The following is a 21,098-nucleotide window of genomic DNA, read 5'->3' on the forward strand; positions in this document are numbered from 1 at the left end:
AATTGCCGTCTTAACTCCCTTGTCTTTTTACTTCTTTACTCTTTTACTTTTTCAAGAGTTCATCAATGTGCTCCAAATAATCGAGACTATCATCAAGGAAGAAACGGAGTTCTGGAATAATACGTAACTGGTTTCTCACTTTTTTACCCAAGTCGAAACGGATCGTCTTCTCATTTGCATTGATATTCTTCAAAATCTCCTCTCCTTTTTCAGAAGGGAACACACTCAAGTAAGCAGTACAGATACTGAGATCTGGACTTACTCTAACCTTAGTAACACTTACCATCACACCATGCATCATGCGGGTTTGTGACTGGAAGATAAGACTCAACTCCTTCTGGAGAAGTCTTGATATACGGTTTTGTCTTGTTTCTTGCATAACTATTAACTATAAATTATTAACTATAATACTATTCAAGATCTACATGTGTAACCTCCACCTGTTCATGAAGGAAAATCTGTGCAGATTCCTTGAATTTATCCTCACTCTCTGTTGTGAGATATCGGCAAGAGCCTGTTTTGGTTATCATCTGTTCCATCTGCGGATGGCGTTTCAGATAATCTTTCAGACTGTTTGCTACATATTGTCCTTGCGGAACCACTCTTACGCCATCAGGAAGATTCTTCACAATGCTGCTCATAAGAAGCGGATAATGCGTGCAACCCAAAATAATGGTATCAATATCAGCGTCCTTCAGCATCAGCTGGTCGATGCGTTTCTTTACGAAATAATCAGCTCCCGGACTATCTGCTTCATTGGCTTCCACGATGGCAGCCCAAAGCGGACAAGCCACGCCATTCACCTGAATCTCTGGCCAAAGTTTCGAAATTTCCATATTATAACTTTGGCTTTTAATAGTACCTTCTGTAGCCAGAAGTCCCACGTGATTACTCTTGGTAATAGTACCAATTACTTCGGCAGTAGGGCGGATAATACCCAGAACTCTTCTGGTGGGATCCAACTCAGGAATATCGCGCTGCTGCAAAGAACGTAGTGCCTTAGCCGAAGCCGTATTACATCCCAGGATAACGAGATGACACCCCATAGAGAAAAGTTTAAGCACAGCCTGGCGTGTGAACTTATAAACCACCTCAAACGAACGCGAGCCATAAGGAGCACGAGCGTTATCACCCAAGTACATATAATCATACTGAGGCATCGTCTGGCGCAACCCATGCAGGATGGTCAGTCCGCCATAACCAGAATCAAAGACACCGATTGGTCCGGGATTAGAAGGCAACATCATTTCAAAGTCTCCTCCAGCAAAGCTGTAATATCCTCCCCCATCTCTTCGTTGAGATAAGGAGCTGCATTATTGTCTGTATTGATGATAAAGGCAAAGCCCTTCTGCTTGCCAATCTTTTTGGCTTCCTCGTTTATTTTTGCTTTGAGCGGAGCATAAGCATCATTCTCTGCTTGCTGCAACAGGCGGGTAGCCTCAGCCTTGAAGGCAATATTTTTCTCCATCAATTCACGCAATTCAGCCTGACGTTTCTCCAGAATTGTCTTGGCATAAGTGCGCTGTCCATCAAGAAATTTCTCATACTTAGCATTAAACTCAGTTTCTACACGTTTCGTTTCTGCATCGTATTTCTCACGGAGTTCATCCATATTATGCTTGGCTATAGCGTAACCAGGCATAGTATGAAAAACCTTATCAAAACTAAAGTAGCCAAAATGCAAAGGAGCAGATACAGCAATCTGTTGTTGCTGAACCTTTGCTGCAGGCGTTGTATGCTGGGCTGAAACAATCAAAGAGATGAGAGCAAAAGCCAGAAATAAGAGATTCTTTTTCATGAAGAGTGATACCATTTATGATGAATACCTTATAAATACCTCGTTATTGAAAATGAGAAATAAGGGCAAGCACTTCTGCCTGCCCTCAATCTATATTCTTTTTATTTGCCTTGATTACTTAATCTTAGCCTGTACTTCCTTAGTAACGTCTACTACGTTAGTACCTGTATATACAGCTGCACCATCCTCGAAGATGAAGGTGTAGTTGCCAGCCTTGCCTACAGCCTCGATAGCTGTACGTACCTTTGCTACGATAGGCTGCATGAGTTCGCTGCTCTTCTTCTGCAACTCCTGCTGACCATCCTGGTAAGCCTGCTGAATTTTCTGCTGGAGAGTCTGCAACTCAGTTTCCTTCTGCTGCTTTGCAGTAGCGTTCATTGTACTGGAACCCTTCTGATACTCGTCAGCCTTACGCTGGAACTCATCCTGCATAGACTTCAAGTCATTCTCCTTCTGCTTCTGGAGAGCTTCCATCTCGCCATTAGCCTTAGCTACATCTGGCAAAGACTGCATAATCTGCTGAGTATTTACTTTACCAAACTTCTGAGCCATCATAGTCATTGGTGCACAGAGCATCAACATTAAAATAAGCTTTTTCATTGTTTTATTCTTTTTAATTATTAATTTCTAAATGAAGTTTTCATGCTGCCAACCATTGGCAGATATACTTACCGGCTGCAAATATACAATTATTATTTGGAATAACCTAATTTTTGGAGCACTTCGTTGCTAATATCTATCTTAGGAGAGCCAAAGATGATGCCGCTGTTGCTAGCTCTATCGAGAACAAGCGAATATCCGCGCAGGTCTGAAATCTCTTTTACTGCTGTATAAATCTCTTCCTGAATAGGTCCCATCAATGCCTCACGCATCTTATAAAGGTCGCCTTCTGCACCAAAATATTTTTTCTTCAAATCGCTAGCCTCCTTCTCTTTCTGCATGATGGCATCCTGCTTAGCCTTCTTCTGTTCCTGGGAAAGGAACACTACCTCGTTCTGATAGTTCTTATACATGGTGCTTGCCTCTGTGTTAAGAGCTTCTACCTCAGCCTGCCATTTGCGGCTTACCTGATTCAGCTGCTCGTTGGCACGCTCATAAGCGGGTACATTCTTCAAGATGTACTCCATATCTATCAATGCATATTTCTGTGCATGTGCTGAGATGGCTGCTACAGCCATCATCAGCATCAATACTATTTTCTTCATAAAACCCATTTTTAGAATTCCTGACCTAAGATGAAGTGGAACTGGCTTCCACCCTTCTTATATGAGCTACCATTCCATACTGTATCGAAACCGTAAGCCCAGTCAATACCCATCAGACCAACCATAGGCAAGAAGATACGTACACCGACACCGGCACTACGCTTCATGCTGAATGGGTTGAACTTCTTGGTTTCATACCAGGCGTTACCAGCCTCTACGAAGGTCAAACCGTAAATGGTTGTGTTACCTAAGAGGAATGGATAGCGAAGCTCCAATGAGAAGCGGTCGTATGCATAAGCATAGTAACCGGTTGTAGGACTGTAAGATACAGAACCATTCTCATAACCGCGGAGTCCGATTGTTTCCTCACCATAATATGATGAGTATCCACTCATACCGTCACCACCCACATAGTAGGTCTCGAACGGACTCTTCTTATACTTGTTATAAGAACCGAGCAAACCGAGTTCTACACGGGTCATCAATACGAAGCACTTCTGACCCTCTGTGAGTGCAGTATAAGTCTTTGCCTTGAACTTCCACTTATGGTATTCAATCCATCTGTACTTCTCCTGCTGCTCAGCAGAATAGGTTGGCGACTTAGAATCGTTGGCAAGATTCTTGTAGTCCTTGTTGTCGAACGCACTCCATGGCGGAGTAAGGTTGACACTTGCCTCAACCTCAGAACCACGACGTGGGAAGAGTTGGTTATCGGTTGATGTTCGGTTCAATGCGATGGTCAAGTTCAAGTTGTTCGCATTACCGTTGGTCATCAACATATAGCTCCAGTTCTTCATCATGTAGCGCTGGTAAGCCAACTGTACAGACAAGGTGAAGTAATCATCCGGCCAACGGAGGCGCTTACCCCAACCGAGGCTTACACCCACCATCTGGATATACTTGTCTGGATCGTAATAATTCTCGTAGTTGTTATAGTAACTAGAACCATAACCATACATATAACTGTAATAGTTGTTCATGTAAGCACTATTGTAATAGTTGCTTGACACGTCGGTACTCTTACTGTAGTATGCACCTACGCTGAACTGGATAGGGCGCTTGCCGCCAAACCAGTTGGTAGAGTAGCTTACGTTATAGCTCTGGTAGTAGGTACCATTGGTCTGTGCGCCGATACTCAGCACCTCACCATCACCGATAGGCATGATACCACGATGCTCCTTGTTTTTGTTGAAGAGGTTTGCCATAGAGAAGTTGTTGAGCTTCAAGCCCACACGTCCGATGACACCCGTCTGACCCCAACCGAGTGAGAACTCAATCTGGTCGTTACTCTTCTGCTCCAGGTTCCAGTTTACATCAACCGTACCATCTTCAGGATTAGGCTTTACATCCGGGCTAACCTTCTCAGGATCAAAGTGTCCCATAGAAGCAAGCTCACGAGCCGAACGCATCAGAGCATCCTTAGAGAAGAGGTCACCTGGCTTGGTACGGAGCTCACGGCGCACTACGTTTTCGTAAAGACGAGTATTACCATTGATACGTACATGGCTCAGATAAGCCTGAGGTCCCTCTGTTACGCGCATCTCCAAATCGATAGAATCGCCATCAATATTGATTTCAGTCGGTTCGATACGAGAGAACACATAACCATTATTATAGTAGAGGTTAGAAACAGCGTCATCATCTTCATTCAGGCGCTTACCCAATATCTTCTGGTTATATACATCGCCCTTCTTCATGCCGAGCAATGCTTCGAGATAAGCTGAAGAGTAAACGGTATTACCTGCCCAGGAGATGTTACGGATATAGTATTTCTTACCTTCATCTACCTTGATATAGATATTAACGTGCTTCTCATCGAAGTTGCTCACACTATCTTCCAGAATCTGAGCATCACGGAAACCATACTCATTATATTTGTCGATGAGTTTCTGCTTATCTTCCTTCCAACGCTCAGGGGTAAACTTCTTCGACTTGAAGAAAGTAGCGAACTTACCAGCCTCATGCGTCTTGGCAAAAGCACCCTTCGAGAAGAGTCCACCCTTAATCTTGCGGTCAGAAAGCTGTTCGTTTCCATCGATTGTTATCTGATGTACCTTGATTTTTTCTTTCTTGTCAACAACAACATCCAGGATTACCTGTCCCTTGTTGGCAACATCATCGCGCTGGTTAATCTGGATATCAGCGTTCTTGAAGCCCTTATCATCGAAATACTTCTTGGCGAGAATCTTGGCACGGTCGAGCATATTCGGAGTTACCTGAGTGCCCTTTACCATACCCAACTTCTGCTCCATATCTTCACGCTCGCTCTTTTTCAAACCTACATAGTTGATATTAGAGATACGTGGACGAACCGCAAGATAGATATGGAGATAAAGCTTCTCACCTACGATAGAGTCGGCAGCGATAGCCACCTTCGAGAAGAGTCCATGTTTCCAGTAGCGCTTTACGGCATTGGTAATCTCGTCGCCAGGCACAGTAATCTCGTCGCCCACACTGAGGCCGGAGATACCTGTGAGCACATAGTCTTCGTAGCCCTCAACACCCGAAACATTGATACCACCAATCTTAAGGGTACGAGGTGTACCAGCATACGAGATGTCAGGGTTTACGATTTTATCTTGTGCCTGAATCTGCATGCATGCCATTACGCCGAACAGCAGGATGAAAATCTTTTTAAATCTATTCATTTATACCTTATTATATATAATATGATTTTTCTATGCTTGTATGAGGTTTGCCTATTTCTCCTCCTCTTCCACCTGTGCCTCGGTTTTTCCAAATCGACGTTGGCGGTTCTGATAACTTGCTATTGCCTTATGCAAATCTTCTTCATTGAAGTCTGGCCAGAAGGTATCACAGAAATACAACTCAGAATAAGCTATCTGCCAAAGAAGATAGTTGCTGATACGGAGTTCACCTCCTGTACGTATCAGAAGTTCAGGATCTGGCATGAAACTGGTCTCAAGATGCTTCTCGAAGTTCTCCTCTGTCAGTTTATCCTCTATCTGCTCATAGGTTGAACCAGACTCGAGCGCTTCTTTTACCATTTTCTTTGTAGCATTCAGGATTTCCCAACGTGAAGAATAGCTCAATGCCACTACCATAGTCATAGCATCGTTTTTCGCAGTATGGTCCATGGTCTCCTGAAGCTTGTCCTGTACCTGTTGTGGCAGGCGTTTCAAATCGCCTATCACACGGAAGCGGACATTATTCTTCATGAAGATTTCATCTTCGAGCGAAGTCAGTACCAGTCCCATCAAGGCAGCAACCTCATCGGCCGGACGGTTCCAATTCTCTGTAGAGAAAGTATAGAGGGTGAGATATTTTACCCCCAACCTGGTACACTCCGATGTAATTCGGCGCACGGTTTCTACTCCAGCCTGATGGCCGTAGCTACGCTCCTTGCCCCGTTCTGTTGCCCAGCGACCATTGCCATCCATAATGATAGCGATGTGCTCAGGAATCCTGTTCATATCTAAGTTGTCCATCATTCTTCTTTATTACAAGTTTTACATTTTGCACTGAAACTATAGGTCACCGAAACGGCTATGGTAGAATAGCAGTCGGAATTCTTGAAAATGCCACTGCTCTTTACCCAGTAAGGGTCTTTCACACCATCCAGTTCATCGCTGAGCGAGAAATGGAAAGTCCAGGCCAGTCCCAAGTTCAACCTTTCGTTTACTTTATATTTTGCGCCGATGCCTAAAGGCACGTTTGCTGTAAATACATTTTTTTCATTACCTTTTACGTAGGTTGCTCCCAAGCCACCCAGTATATAAGGAACCAGACGCTGAGCTCCACGATAGTCTCTACCTGTTCCGTAAGGCCAGAAGTTGTACTCAAACACCAGATTCATATCAACCAGCGTAGAATTGAAGGAATAGGGATTCTCTGCATAATCAGGATAGAAAGTATCCACATTTGCCGAAGAACCTTTTATTTTTCCAAAGCCCACGCTCAGTTTCAAGTCCTTGTAGGGGTCGAAATTGTATCTTCCCACCAGGAAACCGGCAGGTTGCATGTCGCCAAGCACATTTCCGTTAAAGTCGCCTTCATAGGTCATCACCCCCACACCGGCGCCTATCTCCATGCGATATTGCGGATCGTCCTGTGCACGAACCGCCATACAGCCCAGAGTTAAGAAGGCAAGCAGGATGATTAATCTTCCTTGCTCCAGCCATCTATATTGAAACGTCCTCTCCATACGTATCCGTTTCTGATAATCCAATAATAATGTTGCTTGTCGCGGCAGAAAGCGAAACGACCTTCTTCAGTAGCAAACTTAGCAGGCAGAACAACCATCTTATCCTGCTTCCAAGTCAATCCGGCATCCTGGCTCTTATACCATTTGCCGTTACTGCCTAAAGCAACGAAGCCTGTATCGGCAGCACAGGTAATTACCTGATCCAGCCAAGGCATTTTTCCACTTTTATTGTTTTCGATTTCCAGATAGTTCCACTGTCCGTCTTCATTTGCATCATAGTCAACCGTGCGCAACCATGTGGTAGCAACCGTATCTTTCAAAGCCTTGTCGCGAGTACCCAGCAGCATTACGTTCTCTACATCCTTAGCAGAGAGTACGCCAGCCACATTCATTGAGATATTCTGTGTTGGCAAATAGTCTGCATCTTTATCAAGTTTCTCTGCCTCCCAGCTGACACCCTTATCTTTTGAAACAGAGATACCTGTAGCAGTATAAGCATAGAGATACTTGCTGCTTGCACCAATGAGCTGCTTGACATCTGCATTTCCAGGAACCAATGTCCATGTTTCAGCATCGGCAGAAGCATAAACTTTGCCGCCATCTGAGATATAGAGTTCGCCATCCAGCGCTACTGCACTCTGGTAAGCGTCACTACTTAAGCCTACGTTCATCGTAATAGGTGACCAGGCGCTGCCATTATTGATGGCTGACTTCAGCACCTTAGTACCCTCGGCAGTCTTGCCGAATACATAGATGTCATCACCACAAGCTACAGCCTTCAGATCAGAGAACGCAGCCAACTGACTGTTGTTCTGAGCCAGCTCATGCCACTTAAACTCATAAGGCAACTCCTTATGTACGTTTACGGTAACCTGATACTCGGCATAGGCAGAGTAGTCGCTGCTGTAAACTCTAATAAAGCGAGGCTTTGAGAAGTTGATGGAATCAGAGCTTGAATAGTATGCTGCGACAGAATCACGCTTGTTGATATCCATCAGGAGAATAGGGCTGTTATTCTTGCTGCTGATAGTAGCCAACATGGCAGTATCCCTCACCCCACAAGGCAAGGAATCTACATTATAAATCCAGCGTCGTGCCTGATCTATGTAAAATTTATAGTCAGAGCCCTTCACATTAGCCTTGAGCAAGGTATCTTTACCTGCCTTCGTTTTGGTATATCTGTCAAGACTACCCAACGAGAAAGCCGTGATGGCTGTATCATGTGTATATTCTACTGTTGTTTCATCGCTGCTCAAGCAAGAAGAGAGCGAGAGCGTAGCTGTAATCAGCGCTATGAAAGCAAAAAACTTCCTTTTCATTCTATCCTATTTTATTTTTAGCTGCAAATTTACTGAGAATTCTTTAAAAACTCGACCTTTTCTCCTTATTATTATGCAAATTATTCATTTTAGGCGCATTTTTTAAGTTTTTTAGTGATTTCGAGGCGTAAAAACGAAGAAATCCCGCTTCTTTTGCAAGAAACGGGATTCCATATTTAGTATAAATTCGAAGTGTCGAATTAGAGCTGTGGACCAGCAGCAACGAGAGCCTTACCAGCCTCGTTTGTCTCATACTTCTTGAAGTTCTTGATGAAACGAGCAGCCAAATCCTTAGCCTTCTCCTCCCACTGAGAAGCCTCAGCGTATGTATCACGTGGATCGAGGATCTTAGGATCTACGCCTTCCAACTGTGTAGGAACTACGAAGTTGAAGAATGGGATAGTCTTTGTAGGAGCTGCGTCGATTGAGTGGTCGAGGATAGCGTCGATGATACCACGTGTATCGCGGATAGAGATACGCTTGCCTGTACCGTTCCAACCTGTGTTAACCAAGTATGCCTTAGCACCAGACTTCTGCATCTTCTTTACCAACTCCTCAGCGTACTTAGTTGGGTGCAACTCCAAGAATGCCTGACCGAAGCAAGCAGAGAATGTTGGAGTAGGCTCAGTGATACCGCGCTCTGTACCAGCCAACTTAGCTGTGAAGCCAGAGAGGAAGTAATACTTAGTCTGCTCAGCGTTCAAGATAGATACTGGTGGCAATACACCGAATGCATCTGCTGAGAGGAAGATAACCTGCTTAGCAGCTGGACCCTGAGAGAATGGACGCTGGATGTTCTTGATGTGGTAGATAGGATAAGATACACGAGTATTCTCGGTAACAGTCTTATCTGCGAAGTCAATCTTACCATCCTTAGCTACAGTTACGTTCTCGAGGAGAGCGTCACGTGTGATAGCACCGTAGATATCTGGCTCAGACTCCTTGTCGAGGTTGATAACCTTAGCGTAGCAACCACCTTCGAAGTTGAACACACCCTCGTCGTCCCATCCGTGCTCATCGTCACCGATCAACTTACGCTTAGGGTCTGTTGACAATGTAGTCTTACCTGTACCAGAAAGACCGAAGAAGATAGCTGTATTCTCACCGTTCATATCTGTGTTGGCAGAGCAGTGCATAGAAGCCATACCCTTCAATGGCAAGAAGTAGTTCATCATAGAGAACATACCCTTCTTCATCTCACCACCATACCATGTGTTGATGATAACCTGCTCCTTAGAAGTTACGTTGAATACAACGGCTGTCTCTGAGTGGAGACCCAACTCCTTCCAGTTCTCAACCTTTGCCTTAGAAGCATTGTAAACGATGAAGTCTGGCTCCTGATCGAACTCAGCCTCGTTCTGAGGACGGATGAACATATTTGTTACGAAGTGTGCCTGCCATGCTACCTCAACGATGAAACGTACCTTCATACGTGTATCCTTGTGTGTACCGCAGAAACCATCTACTACGAACAACTTCTTATTAGAAAGCTCCTTCTTAGCGATCTCCTTAACGGCGTTCCATGCCTCTGGAGTTGCCTTGTGGTTATCGTTGTGATACTCCTCAGAATCCCACCATACAGTGTCGTGAGATGTAGCATCGTCAACGATGAACTTGTCTTTAGGAGAACGACCAGTGTAAATACCAGTCATTACGTTAACTGCACCGAGCTCAGTCTCCTGACCAACCTCAAAACCCTCGAGACCTTCCTTAGTCTCCTCATTGAACAATACCTCATAAGAAGGATTGTAGAGAACCTCAGTTGTACCTGTGATTCCGTACTTTGCTAAAACTGACTTATCAAACTTTGCCATTTTATTTTAAATGTATTTAAGTTGTGAATAATTTCTCTTTACCTTTTTATCTTGGTTGACAGAAGAAATCATCATTCTCCCAAAACCGCCGCAAAGTTACGAAAAATATGTTTTATAGCAAAGATTCTTAGGTATTATTCTTTCTTTTTAAAAGCTTTTTAGGTTAAAGAACTTAAAAAAAGCCGATTCGACCGACATTTGCCACGTTGACTTTGCAAAAAATCTCTGCTTAGAGAAAAACAAGCAGAGATTTACACCTATTTTATATATAAGAGGATATTTGAAGGAAAAATAAGATAGCAACAGTTCTTTCATTCCTCCAGAGAGAAAATAATTGCCCAAACATTTTGCCGTTTCCGAGATTTATTATATCTTTGCAGAAAAACTACAACTATATGAAGATAAATAATTTAAGCGAGCACAATTGCATCATCAACCGCTATCTGGCTGAGATGCGTGACTGCGATTATCAAAAGAACCGATTGCTCTTCCGCAACAACATTATGAGAATCGGTGAGTATGAAGCCTTTGAAATATCAAAGACTCTTAATTACGAAAAGACTGAGGTGACTACACCACTCGGTGTGGCCCAGGTCAATCTTCCTACCGAAAAGATTGTCATCGGTACTATATTCCGTGCCGGACTTCCTTTCCACGAAGGTTTCCTCAATATTTTCGACCACTCTGGCAATGCCTTTGTGAGTGCTTATCGCGAGTATACCAACAAGGAGCATACTGAGGTGGGCGTACATATCGAATACCTCGCCACACCTGATCTTACTGATAAGGTGCTCATCATTGCCGACCCTATGCTTGCCACAGGTATCAGCATGGAGATGGGTATGAAGGCTTTCCTCACCAAGGGCAATCCTAAACATATCCACATTGCCTGTGTTCTCGCTGCACCTGAGGGCATTGAGCACGTCAAGAAGACCTTCCCTGAGGACAAGACTACCATCTGGTGTGCCTCTATTGATGAGGGGTTGAACGAGCATAAGTATATCGTGCCAGGCTTCGGCGACGCCGGCGACTTGTGCTATGGCAGCAAGCTCTAAGCCGCAGGCTTTATAAAAAGTATAGCAACTCTACTCTGAAATACTCTTCACTCTTCACCTTTCGGCCCGAAACCCCTGTGTTTATCGGCATTCCGAGGGGTGAAGAGTTATTTGTATCTCTTCACCCTCTCTTCACCACTCTTCACCGACAGACATTAAAAAAAACTGAACTTTCGCATGCGGTTCAAGTACGGGCTGAAGGCCCAAAAGTTCCTAGCCCAGGGCGTGTGGGGCAAAACTTACGAAAGTTCAATAAAAAAGAGGTACAAGACCGCTACAACAGAAGGGTGAAGAGTGGTGAAGAGTGGGTGAAGAGTGCCCGAACACTCTTCACCCCTCGGAATGCCGATAAACACTAGGGATTCGGAGCATTTGGTGAAGAGTGAAGAGTTTTTCGTCTATCGCCTAAAAAAGAAAATCAGACGTCTAAAAGGAAATCAGACAAACCCATTTCCGAGGACTGTTAAAGACAAACAGCCGACTAGCGGATAAGGCGCTAGTCGGCTGTCCGGCTTCTGCCAGTTGGCTGTCCTACTCAAACAGCCAACTTATCTCCGAAAGATAAAACCTTTAATAATGGAACGAACTGCCCCCCAGGAACTCTCGCAGAAGCGAAGTAGGCGGCAGATTATTATAAGGTATACCCTTGAAGTATTTCAGGAACTTAAGCAACCGGTAAGCCTCAGCATATTCCTCGCAATTCTCCGGAACCTGCTGCAGCAGCGGCTCTGCCTGCGTCTTAATCACAGCCAGTTCATAAAGCATTGCCGTATTGAGCATCGCATCGGCATTCTCCTGGAACGGGAATATCCACTTGTTCTCACCCGCCCTTACCGAAGGCCAGCGATGAATGGTTTCCTGGGCAGAGACACCTCGATACTTGTAATCGCGGATGATGCGGCGAAGCAAACGGTTGTCTGTTGTCGGGATATAATTGTGATTGTCCAGAAGAATCGTGGTCAGCGCCGAAGCATATACTCTGAATATCTGCTCCTGCGGGATGTGGGCAGTCAGCTCGGGGTTCAATGCATGAATGCCCTCTACCACCAGCACATTGTTATCGTTCATCTTCAGCTTGTTGCCGCTCTTTTTACTCTTTCCGCTCTGGAAATCATACTTCGGCAATTCTACCTCCTCACCACGGAACAAGGCGTTGAACTGCTCGTTGATCAAATCGAGATCCAGGGCATAAATGCTCTCATAATCATATTCGCCCGAAGCATCCTTCGGCGTTTTCTCCCTATCTACGAAATAATCATCGAGCGAAATCTGGAGCGGTTTCAATCCGTTTACGGCAAGCTGTATGCTCAGGCGCTTGCACGAAGTGGTCTTGCCCGAAGAAGAAGGACCTGCCAGCAGCACCAGTTTCACGCCCTTGCGGCTGGCAATCTCCTCAGCAATCTTGGCAATCTTCTTCTCCTGCAGCGCCTCGCTGATATTGATGATATCGGTAGAATGATTGGCATCTATCGCCTGGTTAAAATCGCCTACAGTCCTGATGCCCAGGATACTCTGCCAGCGATGATGCTCCTTGAATATCTCAAACATCTTGTCCTGTCGGGTCATTTCGCCCAGCACATCCGGGTTCTTGAGCGAAGGAATGCGCAGGAGCATGCCATCATAATATTTCTCCAGCCCGAAGAGATAGAGCTGCGAGGTATTGGTGAGCAGCGTGCCGTAGTAATAATCTACATAATCACCTATTTTATAATAGGTAGTATAGATAGAGCCCGATGTCTTGAGCAGTTTCACCTTCTCAACATCCCCTTTCTCCTGGAACAGCGCAACAGCCTCTTCGGTAGGCACGGTGAAGCGGCGTATCGGCATCCTGGCATCGATAATCTCCTGCATGCGACGGCGGATAATGTTCACATCTTCATCAACAACAGGTCTGCCCAGGCGGATATCTACGTAGAAACCATTCGATACGGGGATATCAATCACCACATCTGTAGCAGGATAAATGTCCTGTACCGCCTTGCAGAGAACAAAGAAGAGGGTACGGGTATATGCACGCGAACCGGATGAAGAAGTCATATCAAGGAATTCTACATCTTTAGAATTATAAACACGATAATGCATGCCTTCAACCTTGTTATTTACCCTTGCAGACACCGGTCCGTGGGTCATTTTGAGGTCAAATGCTGAAAAAATATCAAAAAGTGTGCTTCCGATTTCTACTTTCTGAGATTTTTTATTATTTTTGCAACGGATTTGAATTACTTGTTTCATTTGTATTAAAACTATGTTACAAAATTAAACTAATCTACCCGCTCTCGAAGCCCCCGAAGGTGCTTTTTGAGCATCGGCTTACTCTTTTAAGAAGAGAGACGCCTACAGAGTGTAAAGTTACGAAGAAATTCGGAAACTTGATGTATTTGACAACATTAATTAAGTTATTATATGTCGATTTGGATATTTTTTAAGCTTATTGGAGCACTCGCCCTACTGATGTTCGGTATGAAGTCCATGAGCGACAGTTTGCAGAAGATGGCAGGACCACAGCTCCGCCATGTGTTAGGAACCATGACCACCAATCGTTTGACGGGCATCCTCTCGGGTACGCTCATCACCGCAGCGGTGCAGTCTTCTACAGCCACGACGGTGATGACCGTATCATTCGTTAATGCTGGTCTCCTTACCCTAGCCCAGGCTATCTCCGTTATCATGGGCGCCAACATCGGAACCACACTCACCGCATGGATCATGAGTGCCGGTTTCTCGTTTAACATCACAGATTTTGTATGGCCGGCGTTCTTCATCGCCATCATCCTGATTTACAGCAAGAAACGCAAGATTATCGGCGACTTCATCTTCGGTATATCCTTTATGTTTCTCGGTTTGGGTACTTTACGCCAAACCGGTATCGACATGGATCTGGCTCATAATCAGCCGGTTCTTGAATTCTTTGCAAGTTTCGATCCTCACAGTTTCCAGACTACCATCACCTTTCTGATTATCGGTAGTATACTCACTATGTGCGTACAGAGTTCGGCAGCCGTCATGGCGATTACGATGATCCTCTGCTCTACCGGCGTATTGCCTATCTATCAGGGTATTGCGCTTGTGATGGGTGAGAATATCGGTACAACCGTAACCTCCAACGTGGCAGCGCTCACCGCCAACACCCAGGCCCGGAGAGCGGCGATGGCGCACATGGTGTTCAACATCTTCGGTGTGCTTTGGATACTCTGCATATTCCACCCGTTCATCCATCTGGTTTGCGGCTGGGTAGGTTTCGACGATGCCATGGAGAAGACTGATCCTCATTTCGTAGCCAATGCAACCAAGCTATCCTTTGTGCTTGCCGCCTTCCATACCACCTTCAACCTCGCCAATACCTTTATCCTAGTTTGGTTCATTCCACAGATAGAGAAGCTGGTATGCAAGATTATCCGTCCTAAGAAGAATACCGATGAGGACGACTTCCGCCTGCGCTTTATCCAGAGCGGTATCATGAAGACACCGGAAATCTCTGTCTTGGAGGCACAGAAGGAAATCCATTGTTTTGCCGAGCGCATCCAGCGCATGTTCGGCATGGTGAAGACGCTTCTTGGCGAGACCAATGAAGAAAAGTTTGTAAAACTCTATAGCCGCATCGAGAAATACGAAGGCATCTCTGACAACATGGAGATAGAGATTGCCAAGTATCTCGACCAGGTGAGCGATTCTCATCTTTCTGACGAGACCAAGGCAAAGATTCGTGCCATGCTCCGTGAGATTTCTGAAATCGAGAGTATCGGTGACAGCTGCTTCAACATTGCACGCACGCTGAACCGCCGTTTCAAGGGCAAGGAAGACTTCATCACTTCACAGTATGAGCACATGCACCAGATGATGGAACTTACCGACAATGCCCTTACCCAGATGAACATCACCCTCGTAGGTCATAAGGGAGACAACGATGCCAACCTCTCTTTCAACATCGAGAACGAAATCAACAACTATCGCAATCAGTTGAAGAGCCAGAACATCAACGATGTGAACAACCATCTCTATACCTACGCCATCGGTACCATGTATATGGATATCATCCAGGAATGCGAGAAACTCGGCGACTATGTAGTAAACGTAGTAGAGGCCCGCATGGGTGTAAGACAGCATGAAGCTTAGGGAGAGTTTATAGTTAACAGTTTATAGGGCATGAAGTTCATTAGTGAGCTTCATGCCCTATCTTTATTTTCTACCTATATTAAATAGGACAAACAGATATGTTTTTAAGCAAGATACTTGATTCACAACAGCAAAGTTGCCATAAAGAAGTGATTTCACAAAGAAAAAGAAAGAATTTTGGCATAACATAGAGGATAACTCGATTTTTTGTTGTAATTTTGCAGCCGAAATTGCAATTTTATAAATAATTAATGAAGATTCTAGTAACGGGTGCGTCGGGCTTTATCGGCAGCTACATCGTGGAAGAGGCCTTAAGACAGGGCATGGAAACCTGGGCGGCAGTACGCCCTACCAGTTCCAGAAAGTATCTGCAAGACGAGCGCATCCATTTTATCAATCTCAATCTTTCTTCAGAGGAAGAGTTGGAGAAAGAACTCGCCCCGCACGAGTTCGACTATATAGTGCATGCAGCCGGCGCAACGAAGTGCCTGCATGCAGAGGACTTTTATAAGGTAAACACAGAGGGAACCAAGCATCTGGTGAACGTCCTTCTGCGCCTCCAGATGCCTATCAGGCGATTTGTCTTTGTCAGTTCGCTCAGCATCTTTGGAGCCATCCGCGAAGAGCAGCCTTACCAGGAAATCTCAGAACATGATACTCCTAAGCCAAATACTGCATACGGAAAGAGTAAGCTGGAGGCAGAACGCTATCTGGACAGCATCGGCAATAACTTCCCTTATATCATCCTCCGCCCTACAGGAGTTTACGGTCCTAGGGAGAAAGATTATTTTCTCATGGCGCAGAGCATCAAGCAACATGTTGACTTTGCTGTAGGATTCAAGCGCCAGGACATCACCTTTGTATATGTACAGGACGTGGTACAGGCTGTATTCCTGGCTCTGGATCATGGAATGAACGGCAGGAAATACTTCCTCAGCGATGGAGAAGTATATCAGTCGGCTGCCTTCAGCGACCTGATAAAAAAGGAGTTAGGCAATCCTTGGATGCTACGCATCAAGGCACCTGTCTGGGTGTTGCGCATCGTAACCTTCTTCGGAGAATATCTCGGAAGGATGACGGGCAAGATGTCGGCCCTGAACAATGATAAGTACAACATTCTGAAACAGCGCAACTGGCGATGTGATATTGAGCCAGCCATGGATGAACTGGGCTATCATCCTCATTATCCACTGGAAAGAGGTGTGAAACTCGCCATCAAGTGGTACAAGGATAACGGATGGCTGTAAATTATAAACTAATAAGAAGCGTGATAAAAGATTATTTCAAGATAGACAAGAACCCGAAGAAGGGACTGATGACACTGGAATGGGTCATGCTGGGATATATGGCAATCACCATTATCACCATGCTCTTTACCTACACCAAACTCGTAAACCCGGAAGCTATGCTCTGGGGACGACTGAGAGTGCTCGTCATGACCATCGCTCTTTGGGCAGTATACCGCATGATACCTTGCCGCATCACCAAGATGGTGCGCATCATCGCCCAGATGGCTTTGCTTGCCTGGTGGTATCCCGACACCTACGAAATCAATCGCATGTTCCCTAACCTCGACCATATCTTTGCAGGTTGGGAGCAGGATCTTTTCGGATGTCAGCCCGCCCTGCTCTTTGCCAAAGCCCTGCCTTGGGCTGTAGTAAGCGAACTGATGTCGATGGGCTACTTTATGTATTATCCGATGATTGCATTGGTTTCATTCTATTATTTCTTCTGCAGATATTATGAGGCTGAAAGAGCTGCATTCGTCATGCTCACCAGTTTCTTTATCTACTATCTCTTCTACATCTATGTACCGGTAGCAGGTCCGACCTTCTACTTTGATGCAGTAGGGATATCAGAAATAACCAAAGGCATCTTCCCGGCTTTGGGCGATTACTTCAACACCCATACCAACTGCCTGCCGACACCGGGCTACACCGATGGAATCTTCTACCAGCTTGTAGAAGACGCCAAGAACGCCGGCGAGCGTCCTACAGCAGCTTTCCCAAGTTCGCATGTGGGCGTGAGCACCATCTGCATGTTCCTGGTCTGGCATACCGGCAACAGAAAACTGCTATACGTGATGCTGCCATTCTACATCTTCCTGTGTCTGGCTACCGTATATATTCAGGCGCATTATCTCATCGATGCCATCGCCGGCCTCATCTCTGCCGTCGTCATCTATTTTGCATTGATGGCAGTATCGAAGGGAATGATAGAACATCATTCTCCTTCTTCGCGACTGAGATTCAGATAGTTACATATATTAATTACAATAACATTATAAACGAATAGAATTCATCTAGAACAATGAAGAAACTATTTATTGAGACTTATGGCTGCCAGATGAACGTGGCAGACAGTGAGGTAGTTGCCTCTGTAATGCAGATGGCTGGCTACGAAATTTGTGAGAAAGAAGAAGAGGCTGATGCCATCTTCCTGAACACCTGCAGTATCCGCGAGAATGCAGAGAACAAGATTTATCATCGCCTCGACACCCTCCATGCTGAGCAGAAGAAGGGAAGAAAGGTGATTCTCGGCGTTTTGGGCTGCATGGCTGAGCGCGTGAAGGATGACCTCATCCAGAACCACTATGCCAACCTGGTTTGCGGACCAGACAGCTATCTCAACCTGCCGGATATGATTGCGCAGTGCGAGATGGGTACCAACGCCATCAACATCGAACTCTCTAAGACAGAGACTTACCGTGACATCGTGCCTCAGCGCATCGGTGGCAACAGAGTGAGCGGTTTCGTAAGCATCATGCGTGGTTGCAACAACTTCTGCCACTACTGCATCGTGCCTTATACCCGTGGACGTGAGCGCAGCCGCGATGCCGAGAGCATCCTGCGTGAGGTTCGCGATTTGCAGCAGCGTGGCTTCAAGGAAGTTACCCTGCTTGGACAGAATGTAAACAGTTATGGTCTCTCGCCATCGGGCAAGCGCGAGGAAGGCAGTCTTTCCTTTGCCGAGCTCCTCCACATGGTAGCCCAGGCTGTACCGAATATGCGAGTACGCTTCACCACCTCTAACCCAGAGGATATGACCGAGGACATCCTCCACGCCATTGCCGAAGAGCCAAACCTCTGCAAGCACATCCACTTCCCTGCACAGAGCGGAAGCAACAAGATTTTGAAGCTGATGAACCGCAAATACACCCGTGAGGAGTATCTGCAGCGCATCGCCGATATCAAGCGCATCATCCCGGGCTGCGGCATCACCACCGACATCTTCGTGGGTTATCACGACGAGACCGAGGAAGACCATCAGGAAACCCTCTCGCTGGTAAAGGAAGTAGGCTTCGACAGCGCCTTCATGTTCAAGTATTCAGAGCGCCCGGGCACCTATGCCGCCAAGCATCTGCCAGACAACGTTTCTGAGGAAACCAAGATAGCCCGCCTCAACGAACTTATCAAGTTGCAGACCGAGGTGAGTGCCGAGCAGAACAAGAAGGATGAGGGCAAGGTATTCACCATCCTCATCGAGAACTTCAGCAAGCGTAGCCGCGAGCAGATGATGGGTCGAACAGAACAGAACAAGGCAGTTGTCATCGATAAGGGCAACCACCACATCGGAGAGTTCGTGAAGGTTCGCATCACCGGTTCTACCTCTGCTACTCTCTTCGGAGAAGAAGTAAAGGAGTAAACCCAAACTCTTCAGAACAGCTTTTTCTGAATAAAAAGACTCTTCTGAAAGAAAAAACAGAATATAAACAAGAAAAACCGCCAAAAGTTTGGCGGTTTTCTTAAAAAGCACTATATTTGCACCTATGAAGGAATTCTTGCAAATTTTACGCCGATTCGTCCCTCCATACAAGAAGTATCTGGGACTGTCAATCCTGTTCAATATCCTGTCTGCGGTATTGAACATCTTTTCGTTTGCAGCCTTGATACCAATCCTGCAAATCCTGTTCCAAGTAGACGGTGGTATCCGTGTCAACGAGTATATGCACTGGAATGGAGATTGGGGTAGCATCAAGGAGGTTGCAACCAATAACCTGTATTATTATATTCAGGAGTTTATTGTTGTCCATAGTGCATCAACAGCCCTTTTGGTCATCGGTGTATTCCTAGCCTTTATGACATTCCTCAAGACGGGAGCCTATTTTCTCTCGTCAGCCACCATCATACCTATCCGTACAGGTATCGTAAGAGACATCCGCAACCAGATTTACCAGAAGATAAACAGTCTCTCGCTCGGTTTCTTCAGCGAGGAGCGCAAGGGAGATATCATTGCCCGCATGAGCGGTGATGTGCAGGAAGTGGAAAGCAGCATCATGTCGTCACTCGACATGCTCTTCAAGAACCCTATCCTGATCCTCTTCTATTTCATCACACTCATCTGCATCAGTTGGCAGCTCACCCTCTTCACCATCCTCTTTGTGCCACCTTTCGGCTGGTTCATGGGAGTAGTGGGCAAGAAACTGAAGGCACACAGTATCGAGGCACAGGCACTTTGGAGCGATACGATGAGTATGGTAGAAGAAACGCTGAGCGGCTTGCGCATCATCAAGGCGTTCTGTGCAGAAGAAAAGATGAACAAGCGCTTCAACCAGGTGAATAGCAGTTATCGCGACAACATCATGCGTGTAAACATCCGTCAGCAGATGGCACACCCGATGAGTGAGTTCCTGGGAACCATCCTCATCGTAGTGGTATTGTGGTTTGGCGGTATCCTGGTTCTGGATTACGGCAGAATCGACGGTCCTACCATCATCTTCTATCTCGTGATGCTCTACAGCATCATCAACCCACTGAAGGAATTCTCCAAGGCGAGTTACAATATCCCAAAGGGATTGGCAAGTATGGAGCGTATCGACAAGATTCTGCAGGCTGAGGTGGAAATCAAGGACAAGGAGACCCCTGAGCATATCAGCAGTTTCGAACATCAGATAGAGTTCCGCCACGTTTCCTTCGCCTATACCGACCGAAAGAGCGCCGAACTGGTTTATGTATTAAAGGATATCAATCTCGTGATACCAAAAGGCAAGACTGTTGCACTTGTTGGTCAGAGCGGTAGCGGTAAGAGTACGATGGTAGATTTGATTCCTCGTTACTATGATGTACAGGAAGGCGAGGTGCTCATCGACGGCATCAATGTGAAAGACCTTGCCGTACATGACCTTCGCATGCTGATAGGAAATGTAAACCAGGAGGCTATCCTCTTCAATGCAAGTTTCAAGGACAATATCCGATTCGGCAAGACCGATGCTACGGATGAGGAAATAGCCAATGCAGCTAAGATAGCCAATGCTTACGAGTTCATCACCAAGTCGGAGAAAGGTTTCGATACAAATATCGGTGACCGAGGCGGCAGACTTTCCGGTGGCCAGCGCCAGCGTGTCAGCATCGCCCGTGCCATCCTCAAGAATCCTCCTATCCTCATTCTCGATGAGGCAACATCAGCCCTCGATACCGAGAGCGAGCGCCTGGTTCAGGATGCCTTGGAGAAACTGATGAAGACCCGTACCACCGTAGCTGTGGCCCACCGACTGAGTACCATCAAACATGCAGACGAAATCTGCGTATTGCATGAGGGAAGGATTGTGGAGCGCGGTACTCATGAGGAGCTGATAAAAAAAGAAGGATATTACAAGAAGTTGCATGATATGCAGCAGGTGTAATATAAT

The 21,098-nt window shown here is 45.8% G+C and carries 17 protein-coding genes; 6 read left to right on the forward strand and 11 right to left on the reverse strand.

The window, feature by feature from the left end:
- Window positions 1–43: 43 nt before the first annotated feature.
- The 10 genes from rbfA to pckA form a co-directional block, all read right to left on the reverse strand.
- Entirely contained in the window at window positions 44–379 is a 336-nt protein-coding gene (rbfA, locus tag KUA46_RS12440) for a 30S ribosome-binding factor RbfA (RefSeq protein ID WP_006848097.1), read from the reverse strand.
- Window positions 380–410: 31 nt separating this feature from the next.
- Window positions 411–1,247, reverse strand: a complete 837-nt coding sequence (gene murI, locus KUA46_RS12445) for a glutamate racemase (RefSeq protein ID WP_022121519.1) — start codon at window positions 1,245–1,247, stop codon at window positions 411–413.
- Window positions 1,244–1,798, reverse strand: coding sequence for an OmpH family outer membrane protein (locus KUA46_RS12450; protein ID WP_218487209.1), 555 nt, complete (start codon window positions 1,796–1,798; stop codon window positions 1,244–1,246). Before KUA46_RS12450 ends, murI begins: the two co-directional genes overlap by 4 nt.
- Window positions 1,799–1,912: 114 nt before the next feature.
- A complete protein-coding gene (locus tag KUA46_RS12455; protein WP_006848100.1) occupies window positions 1,913–2,398 on the reverse strand; it encodes an OmpH family outer membrane protein in 486 nt (161 codons plus the stop codon).
- A gap of 92 nt (window positions 2,399–2,490) precedes the next feature.
- Complete coding sequence (locus KUA46_RS12460; protein WP_022121518.1) at window positions 2,491–3,003, reverse strand: OmpH family outer membrane protein; 513 nt, start codon at window positions 3,001–3,003, stop codon at window positions 2,491–2,493.
- A gap of 11 nt (window positions 3,004–3,014) precedes the next feature.
- Window positions 3,015–5,651, reverse strand: coding sequence for a BamA/OMP85 family outer membrane protein (locus tag KUA46_RS12465; RefSeq protein ID WP_118140391.1), 2,637 nt, complete (start codon window positions 5,649–5,651; stop codon window positions 3,015–3,017).
- A 51-nt stretch (window positions 5,652–5,702) separates the two neighbouring features.
- On the reverse strand, window positions 5,703–6,455 hold the full coding sequence (locus tag KUA46_RS12470) for an isoprenyl transferase (protein ID WP_181992728.1): 753 nt from the start codon (window positions 6,453–6,455) through the stop codon (window positions 5,703–5,705).
- A complete protein-coding gene (locus KUA46_RS12475) occupies window positions 6,452–7,168 on the reverse strand; it encodes a DUF6089 family protein (RefSeq protein ID WP_218487208.1) in 717 nt (238 codons plus the stop codon). Before KUA46_RS12475 ends, KUA46_RS12470 begins: the two co-directional genes overlap by 4 nt.
- Window positions 7,123–8,487, reverse strand: coding sequence for a DUF6242 domain-containing protein (locus KUA46_RS12480; protein ID WP_218487207.1), 1,365 nt, complete (start codon window positions 8,485–8,487; stop codon window positions 7,123–7,125). Before KUA46_RS12480 ends, KUA46_RS12475 begins: the two co-directional genes overlap by 46 nt.
- Before the next feature lie 200 nt (window positions 8,488–8,687).
- Window positions 8,688–10,301: a phosphoenolpyruvate carboxykinase (ATP) gene (gene pckA, locus KUA46_RS12485; RefSeq protein ID WP_022121513.1), complete on the reverse strand. Its 1,614-nt coding sequence runs from the start codon at window positions 10,299–10,301 to the stop codon at window positions 8,688–8,690.
- A 395-nt stretch (window positions 10,302–10,696) separates the two neighbouring features.
- Between pckA and upp the strand changes: the two genes are divergently transcribed.
- The gene (gene upp, locus KUA46_RS12490) at window positions 10,697–11,356 is read left to right on the forward strand and encodes a uracil phosphoribosyltransferase (protein ID WP_006848107.1); all 660 of its coding nucleotides are present in this window, start codon (window positions 10,697–10,699) and stop codon (window positions 11,354–11,356) included.
- 570 nt (window positions 11,357–11,926) lie between these two features.
- Here upp and KUA46_RS12495 read toward each other — a convergent pair.
- Window positions 11,927–13,588, reverse strand: coding sequence for a nucleoside kinase (locus tag KUA46_RS12495; protein ID WP_118416882.1), 1,662 nt, complete (start codon window positions 13,586–13,588; stop codon window positions 11,927–11,929).
- A gap of 171 nt (window positions 13,589–13,759) precedes the next feature.
- On the opposite strand from KUA46_RS12495, the gene KUA46_RS12500 reads away from it, so the two are divergent.
- The 5 genes from KUA46_RS12500 to KUA46_RS12520 all read left to right on the forward strand — a co-directional run bounded on the left by KUA46_RS12500 (window position 13,760) and on the right by KUA46_RS12520 (window position 21,092).
- Entirely contained in the window at window positions 13,760–15,469 is a 1,710-nt protein-coding gene (locus KUA46_RS12500) for a Na/Pi cotransporter family protein (protein WP_022121509.1), read from the forward strand.
- Window positions 15,470–15,720: 251 nt separating this feature from the next.
- The gene (locus KUA46_RS12505) at window positions 15,721–16,716 is read left to right on the forward strand and encodes an NAD-dependent epimerase/dehydratase family protein (protein ID WP_117693260.1); all 996 of its coding nucleotides are present in this window, start codon (window positions 15,721–15,723) and stop codon (window positions 16,714–16,716) included.
- Window positions 16,707–17,726, forward strand: coding sequence for a phosphatase PAP2 family protein (locus tag KUA46_RS12510; RefSeq protein WP_218487206.1), 1,020 nt, complete (start codon window positions 16,707–16,709; stop codon window positions 17,724–17,726). Before KUA46_RS12505 ends, KUA46_RS12510 begins: the two co-directional genes overlap by 10 nt.
- 53 nt (window positions 17,727–17,779) lie before the next feature.
- On the forward strand, window positions 17,780–19,114 hold the full coding sequence (gene miaB / locus KUA46_RS12515; protein ID WP_022121506.1) for a tRNA (N6-isopentenyl adenosine(37)-C2)-methylthiotransferase MiaB: 1,335 nt from the start codon (window positions 17,780–17,782) through the stop codon (window positions 19,112–19,114).
- Between the two features lie 124 nt (window positions 19,115–19,238).
- Window positions 19,239–21,092: an ABC transporter ATP-binding protein gene (locus KUA46_RS12520; RefSeq protein WP_218487205.1), complete on the forward strand. Its 1,854-nt coding sequence runs from the start codon at window positions 19,239–19,241 to the stop codon at window positions 21,090–21,092.
- The last annotated feature ends 6 nt before the right edge of the window (window positions 21,093–21,098 follow it).

The sequence above is a fragment of the Segatella copri genome, from assembly GCF_019249765.2.
GTDB classification, from domain to species: Bacteria; Bacteroidota; Bacteroidia; order Bacteroidales; family Bacteroidaceae; genus Prevotella; species Prevotella copri_K.